Origin of the sequence: Polaribacter sp. R2A056_3_33 (assembly GCF_019278485.1) — a bacterium.
Taxonomy (GTDB): domain Bacteria; phylum Bacteroidota; class Bacteroidia; order Flavobacteriales; family Flavobacteriaceae; genus Polaribacter.
Genome location: NZ_CP058984.1, coordinates 3,848,603 through 3,863,004 on the forward strand (window position 1 = coordinate 3,848,603; position 14,402 = coordinate 3,863,004).

Genomic DNA, 14,402 nt, shown 5'->3' on the forward strand with positions numbered 1-14,402 from the left:
TTTTTTAATTACGCTCATAGCTATCTGTTTTTATTAATTAATAAATATGTTTTTTTTGAAACAGTCTTTTAAATTAAAAAGCATCATATTTTTTGCAGACTATTTATAGGCAAGGTTACTTCTACATAACTCCCTAAGGCTTCCATTTCTATAATCACTTTGTCTTTCCCTGAATTAGATAAATAATTACCATACAAACCTTTAAAGGCTCCTTCAGAAACAGTTATTTTTGTTCCTTTAGCGAAATCTGTTGGTCTCTTATACACTGTGGTTAGTGAATAACTATTTGTAGACAGAATTCTTAAATTTTCAATTTCATAATTTTTAACTACAGCATAATTTCCTAAATATTTTAAAATAGTTAGTACCCCTGCTGTTGGGTAAATTTGAGCTAAATTTTTCTGGGTTGATTTTACAAAAACATAAGAATTAATAAAAGGAACTTGTGTTTTCTTTTTACGATCACTCCATTGTTTAACTACAGTTTGCATTGGCAAAAAAGTATCAAACCCAGCAACAGATAGTCTTTCCTTTACTTTTTGTTCGGCCTTAGGTCTTGTATAGACGGCAAACCATTGTAATTCTTCTTTTCTTTTTCTGATTGTATTCATACTGTAACGTTTTTCTTATCTCCAATTAATATGTGTTTATATTAACTACAACAGTAATGGTTATTAATATTTTAAGGGGAAATTTATGTACGTGAAAAACTTCTTGATAAAGGAGTATATTCAACAGTAAAAATTAGGGGAAGGTATTTGCATCTATTTTACGGCTTCGCCATCGAAAATCACATTCTGAGTAGTAAATTATAGAAATTTAAAACAAAAAAAAATGACGACGATGCTAGTACTTAGAAAAATAAAAATGATATATAATAAATAATTTAGGGAGAAATTTACTATTGTTTATTGATACCAATATAAAATGGATTTGATAAACAGTAGATTAATTATTTATATTTATACAGTGCTAATTTATACCATTTTGATTCTTGAACAAATTTAATTAACAAAAAAAATCTGTTTTTTTATTAAGCTCTATTCTTCCTCATAAATAATAAAACCAGATATTAAGTTTTAAGTAATTTTATAAGAATAATTTTACATTTTTAGGAATAACAACATCAAAAAACAGATATTTTATAAAAAAATGAATTAAATCTACATGTCTACTTATTATATAAAAAAAGAAGATAATTACTATTCAAGATAATTTATCCACTTTCAATTTATAAAAAAATAAGTATTAACCTTTATAATTTAGGGTAAAACACTCTTTTATAATTTATAAAAAAATATTACTTTCTATAATTTATGTTAAAGTGCTTTTCTTAATATAGAATAATTAGCAAAAATCTTAAATTTGAAAAAACTGTACATAAATTTTATGTATTAAATTAAAAACCAAATTCATGAAAAAACAATCATTATTAATCGCTTTATTAATTTCAATTTTATTTACAAGTTGTGCAGACAAAGTAGAGAAAAAAGCAAATACGGAAGAAAATGAAACTACAGAACTAAAGCAAATTGCTAAAAAAGAATTAACATTCACCAATGGACAGTTTTATGACGCTGATGGAAAATTCTTAGAAGAAAAAGCAAAAGGTGCATTAATGGAAATGTTAGCTTATCACGATTACCCTGTTTTTGAAGGTTTACGTGAAAGAATTTGGCTTACCGATTATAACAAAGGAAAATATGCCGAATTAGGTTTAGCTTCTATAATGTTTGTAAACAATGAAGTAGATAAATACATGCTTATGGACATCTTTTTACTTCCAGGTCAAATGTTAGGAGAGCACATGCACTTTGCTGCAGATGGAAACCCTGCAAAAATGGAAGGTTGGGTTGTAAGACACGGAAAAAGTTATGTAGCTGGTGTTGGTGTTGACAATAGAGCCGATTTCCCTCAAGTTATAGTTCCTCAGTTTCACTGGGATGGAAAAGTAACAGCAAATCATATTATTGAAGCAAATGAAGGTGATTTTGCTAAATTAGAAGAAGTTGAATCTGCTCATTGGCAAATGGCGGGTCCGGAAGGGGTAGTAATTACAGAAGTTGGTAATGTACATACAAATGCTGGTGTTAAAAGGTCTGACCCTGCAATGAATTAATAAAAGAATAATTATTCTTGATAAAAAAATAGCTTAGAAAAATTTCCAAGCTATTTTTGTTTTTACCTATATTTCCCCCTCTATATCATCAACATCTATATCTCCATCCTCATCAAAAGAATCTTCATCTTCTGCATAATCCTCCATAGTCTGTTCTAGCTTAGAACTGATTTTTACAAGATAAATAGTTTCTTCTGTCTTCACTTCTACCGCTTTTACAGTTTCTCCTTTTGCATTTTTAAAGGAAATAATGTCTTCATAGTCATATCCGTCAGGATACTTTTCTACCAACATATCTAATATATCAGTAGTCAATTTTGCGTATTCTACGATTACTCTTTTCATTTTTATATTTTTTAATTATAAGTTAAAAATTAGCAATTCTGCTTTTATAATAAAAGCATCTGCGACGCTACATTTCTAATAAATAAGCAAAAATTAATGGTGCCACAATCGTTGCATCACTTTCTATAATAAACTTTGGCGTATCAATATCTAATTTACCCCAAGTAATTTTTTCATTTGGTACTGCTCCAGAATATGAACCATAACTTGTTGTAGAATCAGAAATTTGACAGAAATAACTCCAAAATGGTGTTTCTGGTTTTTCCATGTCTTGGTACAACATTGGCACCACACAAATAGGAAAATCTCCTGCAATCCCACCTCCTATTTGGAAGAAACCAATTCCGTTTTCCGAATTATTTGTATACCAATCTGCAAGGAACGTCATGTACTCAATTCCAGATTTTACAGTGCTTGCTTTTAATTCTCCTTTTAACACGTAAGAAGCAAAAATATTACCCATGGTAGAATCTTCCCAACCCGGACAAATAATTGGCAAGTTTTTTTCTGCAGCAGCATACATCCAAGAATCTTTAATATCTATCTCGTAATATTGCTCTAAAACACCAGATAGTAATAATTTGTACATGTATTCATGTGGTAAGTAACGCTCACCTTTAGCTTCTGCATCTTTCCATATTTTTACAATATGTTCTTGAATTCTTCTAAAAGCTTCTTCTTCTGGTATGCAAGTATCTGTAACTCTGTTTAATCCTTTTTCAAGTAAATCCCACTCGTCTTGTGGCGTTAAATCTCTATAATTAGGCACACGTTTGTAATGAGAATGTGCAACAAGATTCATAACATCTTCCTCTAAGTTTGCACCTGTACAAGAAACAATTTGTACTTTATCTTTACGAATCATTTCTGCAAAGATCTTCCCTAATTCGGCAGTACTCATTGCTCCTGCTAAAGAAACTAACATTTTAGATCCTTTGTTTAATTGTGCTTCGTACCCTTTTGCAGCATCTACTAAAGCTGCAGCGTTAAAGTGTAAAAAGTATTTTTCTATAAAATTTGTAATATGTTTGCTCATTTTGTTTTTTTATTTTTTTGGAAGTTTTCTTACTTCAAATATATCTGTTCTTCTATCTTTTAAATTTCGTACGCTACCAAACTGGTTTAAATCCTTTAGTAAATCTAAATCTACATCTGCAATTAAAATCATTTCAGTATTTGTAGTTGCTTCTGCCTTTATCCCGTTTGCAGGAAAAGAAAAGTCGCAAGGTGTAAATACCATAGATTGTGCGTATTGAATATCCATATTATTTACTTTTGGTAAATTACCAACACTACCAGCAATAGCTACGTAACACTCGTTTTCTATAGCTCTAGCTTGTGCACAATGACGTACTCTAGAATATCCATTTTGCGTATCCGTTAAAAACGGAACAAACAAAATATCCATTCCTTCTTCTGCTAAAAGTCTACTTAATTCTGGAAACTCAGAATCATAACAAATTAATACGCCAATTTTACCACAATCCGTATCAAACGTTTTTAACTCATTTCCTCCTTGCATTCCCCAAACTTTTGCTTCATCTGGTGTAACATGCAATTTTTCATAACGTTCTGTAGATCCATCTCTTTTACAGATATAACCCGCATTGTACAACAATTCATCTTTAATTTCTGGCATACTACCAGTAATAATATTAATGTTATACGTAATTGCCAACTCAGAAAATTTCTGAACAATTTGCGGCGTATATTTTGCCAATTCTCTAATTGCTTCCGATTCTGGTAAATGATTATTATCTGCCATTAACGGAGCATTAAAAAACTCTGGAAACAATGCAAAGTCCGACCTGTATGCAGAAACTGCATCTACAAAATACTCTGCTTGTTGCATTAATTCTTCCAAGTCTTTATACAAACGCATTTGCCACTGAATCAATCCTAAACGCACTACTTTTTTCTTTGTAGCTGCTTTTTTAGACTTTTTCTCGTAATAAATATTATCCCATTCTAATAAAACTGCAAACTCACCCGAATTTTCATCACCTTCTAAATATCCTTTTAAAATTTTTGAAGGATGAAAATCATTCGAAATCTGAAAGTTTAAAACCGGATCGTGAATTTCTTTACGTTTTACACTTTCTATATACTCTTTTGGCGATAATGTTGCTGCATATTTATGATAATTCGGAATTCTACCTCCAAACGCAATTCCTCTTAAATTTTGTTTTTCGGCAAGTTCTTTTCGATAGTCATACAACCTTCTACCTAAACGTAAACCTCTGTATTCTTTTTTGATAAAAACATCAATTCCGTATAAAACATCTCCATTTTCATCATGTGTATCAAAGGTATAATTCCCCGTAATATCTTCATACGTATGCTGATCATCGAAACTATCATAGTCTAATTTAATAGACAATGCACAACCTGCTAACTCACCATTTACTTTAATAATAACTTGTCCTTCTGGAAATTTATCAATCAAAGATTTAATTTGATTTTCTCTCCAATAAGAACCTGGCATACTTGAATATGCCTGAATCATCGCTTCTTTTAACTGTTTATAATCAGTTAACGTTAAATAATGAAGCTCAATGTTCTCGATGTTTTTAATCATTTTATAGAACTAAAAATCGTCGTTATCATCACCTTTAAACTTAGACAATTTACTAAATGGATTTACATCAGTAGCATCATCACCAATATCATAACTATCATCATTAGAAGCAAATTTGTAACTTAACATTTTGTAAAACAATTTTGCAGCTAAAAAGTCTGAAGATTTTTCACTTTCATTAGGGCACAATTCTACCATATCAAAACCAACAACATTCTTTTGTTTAAAAACTTGTTTTAAGAATTCTAATGTTTCATAATAAAACAATCCACCTGGTTCTGGAGTTCCGGTAGATGGCATAATCGAAGGATCTAACGCGTCTAAATCAAACGTAATAAAAACATTTTCTGTTAATTGATCAATTACATCTTCTACCCAATCTTCATTTACAGCCATATCATGTGCAAAGAAAACTTTATCTAAATTCATTTCTCTTTTTTCAGAAATATCCATGCTTCTAATACCAACTTGTACCAAATTTGTATTTTGGTTAGCTTCATAAACCGCACAAGCATGGTTGCATTTAGAACCATCATATTCTTTTCTTAAATCTGCATGTGCATCAATATGTAAAACAGTTAAACTACTAAAACACTCATTAAAAGCTCTTATAGTTCCTATAGACACAGAGTGCTCTCCACCAAAAGCAGTCACAAATTTATTTCTATTAATGTACTTTTTCGTAACTTGATGTACAGCATCTACCATAGCTTCTGGTGATGTATTTTCTGTAATGGCATCTGCCAAATAAACACCTTCTTTATAAACCTCAGAATCTGTTTCTATGTCATACAATTCCATATTTTCTGATGCTTCTAAAAAAGCTTGTGGTCCTTTGTCTGCTCCTTTTTGCCAAGTACTTGTTCCATCATAAGGGATAGGAATAATTACGATCTTTGATGTTGACAGGTTTCCAAATTCTTCTGGAATTCCTGCATATGTTTTATTTTTGTTCATTTTTTTTCTTTTTAATATCCTAAAATTGATAATAATTCGCTACTTTTTTGTTGTTCTTTAAAGACTCTTGAAGTTAAATTTCCGTCTTCATCTCTATCTAAAATTAAATGTTTTGGATGCGGAATTAAGCAGTGCTGTAAACCTCCAAAACCTCCAATAGATTCTTGATATGCTCCAGTGTTAAAAAAACCAATATACAACGGATTATCTTTCTCATAAACAGGTAAATAAATTCCGTTTATATGTTGTTCAGAATTATAATAGTCATCACTATCACAGGTTAAACCACCTAATAAAACTCGTTCATATTGTCTGTTCCATTTATTAACTGGTAACATAATAAAACGTTTATTTATAGCCCAAGCATCTGGTAAAGTTGTTATAAATGAAGAGTTTATCATATTCCAACGCTCTCTATCATTTTGTTTCTTTTGATATAAAATCTCATAAATAGCTGCTCCAGATTCTCCAACGGTAAAACTTCCAAACTCTGTAAAAATATTTGGTACATCTACACCTGCATCTTTACAAACTTCATTTATTTGATTGATAATTTCATCAATCATATACTCGTAATCATAATCAAATGCCAATGAATTTTTAATAGGAAAACCGCCACCAATATTCAAACAATCTAACGTAGGACATATTTTCTTTAGGTTGATGTAAACGTTTAAACATTTCATCAATTCGTTCCAATAATATGCATTGTCTTTAATACCTGTATTGATGAAAAAATGTAACATTTTTAAATCTACTTGTGTATTAGTAGCGATTTCTCGCTCATAAAAAGCAACAATATTTTTATATCCAATACCTAATCTAGAAGTATAAAACTCAAATTTAGGCTCTTCTTCTGATGCTATTCTTATACCAACATTTATCTGTTTATCAGTTTCATCTAATAATAGGTTGATTTCTTCGTAATTATCAATAATAGGAATCACATTTGTATGACCAGAATTAATTAAACCTCCAATATTTTTAATGTATTGGTCACGTTTAAATCCGTTACAAATAATGTACGTATTGTCTTTTATCTTTCCTTCTTTTTTAAGATTATTTACAATATCTATATCAAAAGCAGACGATGTTTCTATATGAATATCATTTTTTAAAGCTTCATGTAAAACATGTTTAAAATGAGAGCTTTTTGTACAATAGCTATAAAAATACTTTCCTTTATAGTTATGTTTTTCAATACTATTTTGAAACCATCCTTTTGCTTTGTTGATGTTTTCTGAAATTTTTGGCAAATACGTAAATTTTAATGGTGAACCATATTGTTCTATTAATTCCATTAAATTAATTCCGTGCCAAAACAATTTATTATTTTCTGTTTTGAATTCTTCTTGTGGGAAATCGAACGTTTGCTCGACTAAATCTATGTATTTTGTATTCACTTTACTTTTTTAATTAATTATATGATAAATCCGTCTAAACTAAAACAAACGAATGTTTTAGAATAGAAATTATAAGCCTGAAAAAAGGATGTTATCACTGTAATATTTGCAAGTAAACAACGTGCAACTTTGAAAAAAGCTGCAATTCTTGAAGAATTGAAAATGGAGATACCTTAATTTTTTCGTTGCATTTCCAAAATGCGATATAACTTTCATTCTCCGATAGAAAGATATTTCCGAAATAAGAAAAACTAAACATTTTACTTAAATAAGTTAAGCAAATGTATATTTTTTTTGAATACAAATAACAAAATCAAAAAAAAAATGACATTTTTTTTGGTTATTAATTTTTCTCGTAAATAATAGTGATTAAAGGAGTTACAAACACTTCTTGATAATAAGCTAAGATATTTAACCAAAATAAGGATATAAAAGTTTCTAAAAGAAACTTTTATTTAGCAGATTAAAGGAAAGATATTAAAACAAAAAAAACTCTGAAAATTCAGAGTTTTTTGTCAATCTGAATTTCATCAGATTTTATGATTAATTGATTAGACTTCTTGAAACAACTTCAAAATATCAATTTTTATTTTTTTTATTCTTCAATTGGTGGATGACCATGAATTTCCTCAAAATCTTCATCGAAATTAGTTCTTAAATAAGCATTTAATTTCTTTCTATAATCGTCTTTTAACCACGTTACAAAATTGTGAGTACTTTTAGAAATACATTTTGCATATCTATTAATTCTATCATCAATTTCTTCTCCTAATAATTTTGCTAAGATTAATGCATCAAAAACATCTTCACTATTTTCAATACACATTTTTGCATGGTGTACAATAGATTTTTCTAAAACCCTTTTAGAAGATTCTCCTTGTCTAATAGTATCTATATATACTTTTTTCATATCGAAATAAGTATCTGTAGATTTTTCAAATTCTTTTTTAACATCTGCCGTTAATTCATATCTAAAGGTACTTTCTATATCTTCATCAGAAAGAATTGCATTTAAATAATAGTCTGGCGCTCTAAACATTTTTTCCCAATCTAAATCTGCTCCCCAAGGACCAAATCTATGAAAGTTGTTACCTAAATCGATAACATCAAAAGTGCTTTTGTTATTTAAAACCCTAGAACCACGACCAATCATTTGGTAGTATAAAGTCAATGATTTTGTTGCTCTATTTAATATAATTGCTTCAATGGTTGGCTCATCAAAACCAGTTGTTAAAATACTTACAGAAGTAATAATTGCTCCTGGAGTTTTCTTAAACCACTTTAAAATGAGTTCACGCTCTGCTCTTGTATTTGTATTGTCTAAATGTGCAATTGGATACCCCGCCTTTTTAAATGCATGAAACACTTGTATAGATGTGTTAATACCATTATTAAATATTAAGGTTTTCTTTCCTTTTGCAGTTTCTTCATATGCAGAAACTAATTTAGAAAGCATGTCTGAATTCGTATATAAATCTTCAGAAGATTTTACTGTATAATCTCCATTTGCTCCTACTTCCAAAGAAGTTAAACCAACATTATAAGAATATAAATTTGCACTTGCTAAATATTCATGATCTATTAAATGCTGAATCGTTTCTCCAACAAATAACTCTTGATAATTCTCATACATTGGTAATTTAATGTTAGAACTCAAAGGAGTTGCTGTTACACCAAGTATAAAAGACTCATCGAAAAACTTAAAGATTTTTGTAAAAGAATTGTAATGTGCCTCATCTACAATTACCAAACCGATATCAGAAATATCTAATTTATCATCATTTAACCTATTTTTTAAGGTCTCAACCATTGCCACAAAACAATTAAAATCGTCTTGATCATCTAAAATAGCTGTAGAATTGATAATTTTATTAGAAACTCCAAATTCTTTTAACATTTTAGAAGTTTGCTTACTCAGCTCAATTCTGTGTGTTAAAACCAAAACTTTCTTTTTAAAAGTTTCTAAATAACGTCTAACTATTTCAGAAAAAATAACAGTTTTACCACCACCTGTAGGTAATTGATACAATAAATGGTAATCTTTAGGTGCATCTTTAAACCTCCTAAAAATCTCTTGAAGTGCATCTTGTTGATAACCGTATAATTCTTTACCTACTTTCTTTACTGAAGTGTCTATCTCTGCCAAAGGAATATAAATTTAGGCTACAAAAATAAGACTTAAATAAGGGTTTATGCAAGTTTATCCTATATAAATCTCGATAAATTTGTATTTGTGATCTCATAATGAGACGCATTCTCTACAGAAACTCCATTTTTAACTGCAATTAATTGCGGTGATTGATGCATTACTTGAAAAGTAAACCCAACTTCATCAGAAATATCTCTATAATTTAATAAATCTAAATAATAAACTTTTAAATTTTGATGTTCTTCTGTAAAAAGCTTTTCAAATTGCTTAATTACCATACTGCTAATTCCACATCTAGTAGAATGTTTAAAAATTAAAACAGCTTCTGTTTTAGAAATTTCTTTAATTTCTTCTAATTGCTCTATAGAAGTTAAAGGAATCCAGTTTAAGTATGACACTTTTTGTACTTTTGATGTAGCATCTTCTTTTGCTCCAAAAATCTTATTAAATATACTCATTGTATGTTTTTTATTGGTTTGTCGATGTAAATATACGAAACTTTCATTTGTCAAAAAGTCAGTAAAAACAATCACTTACAAGACAAAATGACTCATTTTAAAACTAATGACCGGATGGTATTAAAATTGCTCTATTGTTATCAAAAAAAATAAAAATTTAGAAAAATGAACTTTAACAATTATACAACAAAATCGCAAGAGACCATACAAATGGCGCAACAGATTGCGCAAGGTTTTGGTCATAATCAAATAGAAAATGAACATATTTTTAAAGCTTTAACACAAGTTGATGAAAATGTTTTACCTTTTCTTTTGAAAAAATTAAACATTAATATAAATATTGTAAACCAAATTTTAGACAAACAACTAGAGAGTTTGCCTAAAGTTTCTGGTGCAGAATTAATGATTTCTAGAGAAGCTAGTAAAACCTTAACAGAAGCAGCTGTTATTGCAAAAAAGATGAAAGATGATTATGTTTCTATTGAACATTTAATTCTGGCTATTTTTAAGTCTAAAAGTAATATTGCACAAGTTTTAAAAGACCAAGGTGTCACAGAAAAGCATTTACAAGCAGCTATTGATGAGTTAAGAAAAGGAGAAAGAGTAACTTCTCAAAGTCAAGAAGAAACCTATAATTCTTTAAAAAAATTTGCTAAAAACTTAAATCAATTAGCGCAAGACGGCAAATTAGATCCTGTAATTGGTAGAGATGAAGAAATCCGTAGATTATTACAGATTTTATCTCGTAGAACAAAAAATAATCCAATTTTAGTTGGAGAACCAGGAACCGGAAAAACAGCTATTGCAGAAGGTTTAGCGCACAGAATTGTTGATGGTGATGTACCAGAAAACCTAAAAGGAAAACTAATTTTTTCTTTGGATATGGGTGCATTAATTGCAGGTGCAAAATATAAAGGAGAATTTGAAGAGCGTTTAAAAGCTGTAATTAAAGAGGTAACAAGCGCCGATGGAGATATTGTGCTATTTATTGATGAAATTCACACTTTAGTTGGTGCTGGTGGTGGAAATGGAGCTATGGATGCTGCAAATATTCTAAAACCCGCTTTAGCACGTGGAGAATTGCGTGCAATTGGTGCAACTACGTTGGATGAATATCAAAAATATTTTGAAAAAGACAAAGCTCTTGAAAGACGTTTTCAAAAAGTACAGGTAAATGAACCTGATACAGAAAGTGCTATTTCTATTTTAAGAGGAATTAAGGATAAATACGAAACACACCACAAGGTTCGTATTAAAGATGAAGCCATTATTGGTGCGGTAGAATTATCTCAGCGTTATATTACCAATCGTTTTTTACCAGATAAAGCGATTGATTTAATGGATGAAGCGATGGCTAAATTACGTATGGAAATCAATTCTAAACCAGAAGAACTAGATGTTTTAGACAGAAAAGTGATGCAGTTAGAAATTGAAATTGAAGCCATAAAACGTGAAAAAGATGAGAACAAGTTAAAATCTTTACGTTCTGATTTAGCGAATCTAAAAGAAGAGCGAAATGAGATGAACGCAAAATGGAAATCGGAAAAAGATGTAGTTGATAATATCCAAAATGCAAAAGCTGCCATAGAAGATTTAAAGATGGAAGCGGAAAAAGCAGAACGTGATGGAGATTATGGTAAAGTTGCCGAAATTAGATATGGGAAAATTAAAAAAGCCCAAGAAGATTTAGAAGGTTTCCAAAAAGTATTGGCAGAGAATCAATCTGAAAAATCTTTGATAAAAGAAGAAGTAACTTATGATGATATTGCTGAAGTAGTTGCTAAATGGACTGGTGTTCCAGTGACAAAAATGATTCAGTCTGAACGTGAAAAACTACTAAGATTAGAAGGTCAGTTACATAAAAGAGTCGTAGGACAAGAGGAAGCAATTGTTGCCATTTCTGATGCCGTTAGAAGATCTAAAGCAGGCTTACAAAACCCAAATAAACCTATTGGTAGTTTCTTGTTTTTAGGAACTACGGGGGTTGGTAAAACAGAGTTAGCAAAAGCATTAGCAGAGTATCTTTTTGATGATGAAAACGCTATGACACGTATTGATATGAGTGAATATCAAGAAAAACATGCTGTAAGTAGATTGGTAGGTGCGCCTCCGGGATATGTTGGGTATGATGAAGGCGGACAATTAACAGAAGCTGTTAGAAGAAGACCTTATTCTGTTGTTTTACTAGATGAAATTGAAAAAGCGCATCCAGATACTTTTAATATTTTATTACAAGTGTTAGATGAAGGAAGGTTAACGGATAACAAAGGACGTGTAGCTGACTTTAAAAACACCATAATTATTATGACCTCTAACATTGGTAGCCATATTATTCAGGATAAATTTAGCGACCCAAAAGCAGATTTAGAAGCTGTAACTGAGTTGGCTAAAATTGAAGTTTTAGCATTGTTAAAACAATCTGTAAGACCAGAGTTTTTAAACAGAATTGATGATGTAATTATGTTTACACCTTTAAATAAGGAAAATATATTTGAAATTGTAAAATTACAAATAGATCATTTAAAGAAAATGATTGGTAAACAAGAAATTACTTTAGATGCAACCGATGAAGCAATTACGTATTTGGCTGAAAAAGGATATCAGCCAGAATTTGGTGCCCGTCCTGTAAAAAGAGTGATTCAGAAGGAAGTATTAAATCAGCTTTCTAAAGAAATTTTATCCGGAAAAATCACAACAGATAGTATTATCTTAATTGATGCTTTTGATGATAAATTGGTTTTTAGAAATCAGTCTGATTTTGTAGAAAATGTATAATTTTGTCATCCTGAATTTACTTCAGCATTAAAAGCAAGAATCTAAAACAAGTTTTAGTTAACAATAAAGAGTTTTAGTTCGTTGGAAAAAGCGGTGTTTGAAAAAACATCGCTTTTTCTTTTTGATTACATTTGTTCTCTAAACCAAATATAATGAAGAAATTTTTACTGCTTTTTGTTTTCGCTTTTACTTTTATAACTGCTTGTTCTTCCGATGAAACAACCACGTATTATTTAATTCGTCATGCAGAAAAAGACAGAACAAATAAATCTAATAGAAATCCTAATTTAAATAAAAACGGAATAGAAAGGGCAGAAAAATGGGCAAATCATTTTAAAAACGTTCCGTTTGATGCTATTTACTCAACAAACTACAACAGAACTATAGAAACTGCTACACCAACTGCAGACAGTAAAAGTTTAAAAATTATAAAGTACAGTCCGAGTAAAATGTACGATTCCATTTTTCAGCAAGAAACAAAAGGCAAAACCGTTTTAATAGTTGGACATAGCAACACCACTCCTGCTTTTGTAAATAAGATTTTAGGAGAAAAAAAGTATGAAGATATAGACGATAACAATAACGCTAACTTATATATTGTTACTATTTCTGGTGATAAAAAAACAAGTGTTGTAGAAAAAGTTGAATAACTTATTTTTTATACATAAACTTATCTTAATAAAAACGATTTGTTTGTATTTCATTTTTAAAATAGCGAGTATCCTTCAACTTCACTCAAGATAAAATCCAAATAGGAAATAGCTTCATAAAACACTACTTACCTTACTCCAAAATCTGTACTTCTATATTTTCTAAATTTATTTCTGATAATTTTTTAAGCTCATTTTTTTCAAATGCTTTATCTATATCAATTAAAGAAATCCCATCATTTAAAGGCTTATAATTATCATAATTTACAAAACGAATTCCGTTTTTTAAGACTTCTTTGTTTATAGCTCTAAAACGTTTTCCTCCACCATTTGTATGATAAGAATATGCTAAATAATTAACTAAAAAATCTTGTTTTCCAATCCAATAAATAAAAACATCATCAAAATCTTCTCCGCCTCCATCTTCAGAGAAAGTAACTTGTACTTTATAATACTCTTCGTCTTTTACGGTAGTTGATGGTAATAACTTTTTTATAACTGCTTTGTCATTTAATCCGAAGGGTAACACAGAAAAATAATGCACAGAATTTACCGAATTCGATAAAATGTTAGCTATTGAATCGTTTACTTGATATGGAATGCCATTTACTATTCTTTCAAATTTATCATTACTTAAAACATCAGAAATAAACCCTACTTTGTCATCTTTCTGCTTTCTTGTAAGCTTAAAACTTCCATTAGGTTTTCTATTTGCAATATATTTTTTGTCTCTAAATTCAAAATTAATTTCGGAATTAGCTACTTTATCTGACCCTGATGAAATAATAGCCTTATCTATAATTTGTTGTGCAGTCAACTTGTTTTCAGAAGGTTTACAAGAAATTAAAAAAGCTAAAAAAAGAATTGGTAAATATTTCATGGTTTGCTGTTTTATAAGATGGATAATAGATTTCAAAATTACATTTCTTTGACCAAAGTAAAAATGTATCTTTGTTAAAATTATTAAA

General features: G+C 29.6%; 12 protein-coding genes. 3 read left to right on the forward strand and 9 right to left on the reverse strand.

Features of this window, described 5'->3' with window-relative positions; translation table 11 throughout:
* Positions 1-83: 83 nt before the first annotated feature.
* On the reverse strand, positions 84-611 hold the full coding sequence (locus tag H0I29_RS16220) for a UpxY family transcription antiterminator (protein WP_218753352.1): 528 nt from the start codon (positions 609-611) through the stop codon (positions 84-86).
* Between the two features lie 803 nt (positions 612-1,414).
* On the opposite strand from H0I29_RS16220, the gene H0I29_RS16225 reads away from it, so the two are divergent.
* Positions 1,415-2,119, forward strand: a complete 705-nt coding sequence (locus H0I29_RS16225; protein ID WP_218753354.1) for a hypothetical protein — start codon at positions 1,415-1,417, stop codon at positions 2,117-2,119.
* A 66-nt stretch (positions 2,120-2,185) separates the two neighbouring features.
* On the opposite strand, the gene H0I29_RS16230 is transcribed toward H0I29_RS16225, so the two are convergent.
* From H0I29_RS16230 to ytxJ, 7 genes are all read right to left on the reverse strand, one after another.
* On the reverse strand, positions 2,186-2,464 hold the full coding sequence (locus H0I29_RS16230; protein ID WP_218753356.1) for a hypothetical protein: 279 nt from the start codon (positions 2,462-2,464) through the stop codon (positions 2,186-2,188).
* A 67-nt stretch (positions 2,465-2,531) separates the two neighbouring features.
* Positions 2,532-3,500, reverse strand: coding sequence for a deoxyhypusine synthase family protein (locus tag H0I29_RS16235; protein ID WP_218730571.1), 969 nt, complete (start codon positions 3,498-3,500; stop codon positions 2,532-2,534).
* 9 nt (positions 3,501-3,509) lie between these two features.
* A complete protein-coding gene (locus tag H0I29_RS16240) occupies positions 3,510-5,042 on the reverse strand; it encodes a carbon-nitrogen hydrolase family protein (protein WP_218753358.1) in 1,533 nt (510 codons plus the stop codon).
* A 9-nt stretch (positions 5,043-5,051) separates the two neighbouring features.
* On the reverse strand, positions 5,052-5,999 hold the full coding sequence (speB, locus tag H0I29_RS16245) for an agmatinase (protein WP_218753360.1): 948 nt from the start codon (positions 5,997-5,999) through the stop codon (positions 5,052-5,054).
* Between the two features lie 11 nt (positions 6,000-6,010).
* Entirely contained in the window at positions 6,011-7,402 is a 1,392-nt protein-coding gene (locus H0I29_RS16250) for an arginine decarboxylase (protein ID WP_218753362.1), read from the reverse strand.
* 595 nt (positions 7,403-7,997) lie between these two features.
* Positions 7,998-9,548: a DEAD/DEAH box helicase gene (locus H0I29_RS16255; protein ID WP_218730574.1), complete on the reverse strand. Its 1,551-nt coding sequence runs from the start codon at positions 9,546-9,548 to the stop codon at positions 7,998-8,000.
* A 59-nt stretch (positions 9,549-9,607) separates the two neighbouring features.
* Positions 9,608-10,009, reverse strand: coding sequence for a bacillithiol system redox-active protein YtxJ (gene ytxJ, locus H0I29_RS16260; RefSeq protein ID WP_218730575.1), 402 nt, complete (start codon positions 10,007-10,009; stop codon positions 9,608-9,610).
* 165 nt (positions 10,010-10,174) lie between these two features.
* On the opposite strand from ytxJ, the gene clpB reads away from it, so the two are divergent.
* Positions 10,175-12,784, forward strand: coding sequence for an ATP-dependent chaperone ClpB (gene clpB / locus H0I29_RS16265; RefSeq protein WP_218753363.1), 2,610 nt, complete (start codon positions 10,175-10,177; stop codon positions 12,782-12,784).
* 152 nt (positions 12,785-12,936) lie between these two features.
* Positions 12,937-13,434, forward strand: a complete 498-nt coding sequence (locus H0I29_RS16270) for a phosphoglycerate mutase family protein (RefSeq protein ID WP_218753365.1) — start codon at positions 12,937-12,939, stop codon at positions 13,432-13,434.
* A gap of 133 nt (positions 13,435-13,567) precedes the next feature.
* Here H0I29_RS16270 and H0I29_RS16275 read toward each other — a convergent pair whose 3' ends face one another.
* On the reverse strand, positions 13,568-14,314 hold the full coding sequence (locus tag H0I29_RS16275; protein ID WP_218753367.1) for a DUF6503 family protein: 747 nt from the start codon (positions 14,312-14,314) through the stop codon (positions 13,568-13,570).
* Positions 14,315-14,402 lie beyond the last annotated feature (88 nt).

Bases quoted from the DNA above. Each gene is read 5' to 3' on its own strand.
- H0I29_RS16220 (WP_218753352.1), bottom strand. From the start codon at position 611: ATGAATACAATCAGAAAAAGAAAAGAAGAATTACAATGGTTTGCCGTC.
- H0I29_RS16225 (WP_218753354.1), top strand. From the start codon at position 1,415: ATGAAAAAACAATCATTATTAATCGCTTTATTAATTTCAATTTTATTT.
- H0I29_RS16230 (WP_218753356.1), bottom strand. From the start codon at position 2,464: ATGAAAAGAGTAATCGTAGAATACGCAAAATTGACTACTGATATATTA.
- H0I29_RS16235 (WP_218730571.1), bottom strand. From the start codon at position 3,500: ATGAGCAAACATATTACAAATTTTATAGAAAAATACTTTTTACACTTT.
- H0I29_RS16240 (WP_218753358.1), bottom strand. From the start codon at position 5,042: ATGATTAAAAACATCGAGAACATTGAGCTTCATTATTTAACGTTAACT.
- speB (WP_218753360.1), bottom strand. From the start codon at position 5,999: ATGAACAAAAATAAAACATATGCAGGAATTCCAGAAGAATTTGGAAAC.
- ytxJ (WP_218730575.1), bottom strand. From the start codon at position 10,009: ATGAGTATATTTAATAAGATTTTTGGAGCAAAAGAAGATGCTACATCA.
- clpB (WP_218753363.1), top strand. From the start codon at position 10,175: ATGAACTTTAACAATTATACAACAAAATCGCAAGAGACCATACAAATG.
- H0I29_RS16270 (WP_218753365.1), top strand. From the start codon at position 12,937: ATGAAGAAATTTTTACTGCTTTTTGTTTTCGCTTTTACTTTTATAACT.
- H0I29_RS16275 (WP_218753367.1), bottom strand. From the start codon at position 14,314: ATGAAATATTTACCAATTCTTTTTTTAGCTTTTTTAATTTCTTGTAAA.